The sequence below is a fragment of the uncultured Ruthenibacterium sp. genome, from assembly GCF_963558415.1.
Lineage (GTDB): Bacteria > Bacillota > Clostridia > Oscillospirales > Ruminococcaceae > Ruthenibacterium.
On sequence record NZ_CAUWGY010000147.1, the window covers coordinates 1 to 2,161 of the forward strand.

4 protein-coding genes are annotated in these 2,161 nt (G+C 44.3%); 3 read left to right on the plus strand and 1 reads right to left on the minus strand.

The window, feature by feature from the left end; all coding sequences use genetic code 11:
• The 3 genes from AB5H98_RS13240 to AB5H98_RS13250 form a co-directional block, all read left to right on the plus strand.
• Nucleotides 1-526: pyridoxal-phosphate dependent enzyme (locus tag AB5H98_RS13240; protein WP_367926353.1), on the plus strand; the 526-nt coding region annotated here is incomplete at its 5' end.
• Between the two features lie 64 nt (nt 527-590).
• A complete protein-coding gene (locus tag AB5H98_RS13245) occupies nt 591-953 on the plus strand; it encodes a metal-dependent transcriptional regulator (RefSeq protein WP_367926354.1) in 363 nt (120 codons plus the stop codon).
• Nucleotides 954-970: 17 nt separating this feature from the next.
• Nucleotides 971-1,162: a hypothetical protein gene (locus AB5H98_RS13250; protein ID WP_367926355.1), complete on the plus strand. Its 192-nt coding sequence runs from the start codon at nt 971-973 to the stop codon at nt 1,160-1,162.
• Here AB5H98_RS13250 and AB5H98_RS13255 read toward each other — a convergent pair.
• The coding region (locus tag AB5H98_RS13255) for a sodium-dependent transporter (protein WP_367926356.1) at nt 1,130-2,161 on the minus strand (1,032 nt) is incomplete at its 5' end. The two genes, AB5H98_RS13250 and AB5H98_RS13255, sit on opposite strands and share 33 nt — an antisense overlap.

Consider the following 2,161-nt stretch of genomic DNA (forward strand, 5'->3'; position numbering starts at 1 on the left):
CAATGAAATACCGAATAGTTTTGTTCCCGGACAATTTGTGAATCCTGCAAATCCGCAGGCGCATTATTTAACAACCGGTCCTGAGATATGGCAGGATTCCGGAGAAAATGTACACGCCTTTGTTGCGGGGGTAGGAACAGGCGGCACAATTACAGGGGTTGGACGCTATTTAAAAGAAAAAAATCCTTCGGTTCATCTGGTTGCGGTGGAACCAGCCGATTCTCCCGTTTTGTCACAAGGAAAAGCAGGTCCTCATGGAATTCAGGGAATCGGAGCGGGTTTTGTTCCCGAGATTCTTGATACCAATTTGTATGACGAGGTACTTACGCGTACAACAGAGCAGGCATATTCGGCGGCACGTTTGCTGGCACGTACAGAAGGTATTTTGGCAGGAATTTCCTCCGGTGCCGCATTGAGTGCAGCTTTGGAACTTGCGTCGCGTTCGGATTATATCGGGAAAACAATTGTGGTTTTGCTTCCGGACACGGGAGAGAGGTATTTGTCAACGGATTTGTTCGGTGAGTGATGCTTCCTTGCTGTTTAGTGTTTTTTATGGTACACTTTAAAAAACATTTGTTGGGGGCATGGGGATGCGCTCATTTGAATCACGCGAAGATTATTTGGAGACAATTTTGATACTGCATCAAGAAAAGGGATCGGTACGGAGTATTGATGTGGCTGAACGTATGGGTTTTTCAAAACCTAGTGTTAGCAGAGCGGTAGGTATTTTAAAAAGAGCTGGCCTTATTACAATGGATGCAGAAGGACTTTTGCATTTAACAGACACCGGAAGGGCTGCCGCTGATGATGTTTATAAAAGGCATACGGTTCTGCGAGATTTCTTAATCCAAATTGGTGTGAGCGAAAAAACGGCTGCTGAAGATGCCTGCCGAATGGAGCATGTGATCAGTGCTGAAACTTTTGAAAATATTCGTCGGCAGTTGAAAGTATAGAATGGGAAGAGTGTAACATGAACAAGCAGAGAGTTTATTGGATCGTTGGTTTAGTAGGCTGTATCGTGGGAATTGTTTTAATGATATTACGTCTTGCGATCGGGTTTATGCAAGATAAACTTTCTGTCAGTTCCGCAGTGATTTGTTTGCTCGTATTTCTTTTGGCGTTGTATTTGCTATTTACGCAAGCGAAACCGGAAGAGAAATAAAAAAATCCACCGAAGCCCAATAGGGCCTCGGTGGATTTTTTTATCCGATTCCTTTATACAAAATGCTGCAAATAAATACGAGCACGGCCAATCCAACATATACATACTTGGCGGTGATTCGAAAAAATTTGCCAAGAGGTTTTGGACGGCCAAGATTGAGTTCGGAACAGATAACGTCCGTTCCAAGTACCCAATAAATAATAATTGCACAGCTCCAAAAGGTACAATATAAATAGTAATGAAATCCATCCAGCTCCCCAGTCGAGGCTCATATTCGATTAATGTGCCTACGCCATACACAATCAGGGATACCAATGCAATTGCGCCGTTCCTTGGAAGATGGAGATGGCGCATCGCGGCCTCTGCACAGACTTCAAACATATTCACAAGGCTTGTGATTCCAGCAAATATTACCGAGAGAAAGAAAATAATGGAGATAAGACGACCGCCAGGCATTTGTGCGAATACTTTCGGAAGAGTGATGAAAATCAACGGCGGACCAGAGGCGGGATCCAGCCCAAAAGCAAAAACCGCAGGTAAAATGACAAAGCCGGATAAAAGCGCTGCACAGGTATCCAGCACAGCAGTCTGTGCGGCGGCCTTGGGAATGTTCTCTCTTTTTCCAAGGTAGCTTCCGTAAATAATCATTCCGGAGCCAGTGATGGATAATGAAAAGAAAGCTTGTCCCATTGCCATGACCCAAGTATCTGGATTGAGCAGTTGGGTCCAGTCTGGAATCAAAAGATAAGCATATCCAGCAGATGCGCCAGGAAGAAAGGCTACATAAAATGCTACACCAAGAAAAAGAAGAAAGAAGGCCGGCATAATAATGCGATTTGCCTTTTCAATTCCTTTTAATACTCCACCTGAAAGAATGAATGCAGTAATCAAAATGACGGCTGCGTGCCAGACAAGGCTTCCAAAAGGACCTGTCATGTCCGCAAAATAAGCTTCAGATGTGCTTTGAAACAAAGAGCCCGTTAGACCACCCGCGCAATA

Excerpts from the sequence above, each read along its gene's own strand:
- AB5H98_RS13245 (WP_367926354.1), top strand. The coding sequence starts at position 591 with ATGCGCTCATTTGAATCACGCGAAGATTATTTGGAGACAATTTTGATA.
- AB5H98_RS13250 (WP_367926355.1), top strand. The coding sequence starts at position 971 with ATGAACAAGCAGAGAGTTTATTGGATCGTTGGTTTAGTAGGCTGTATC.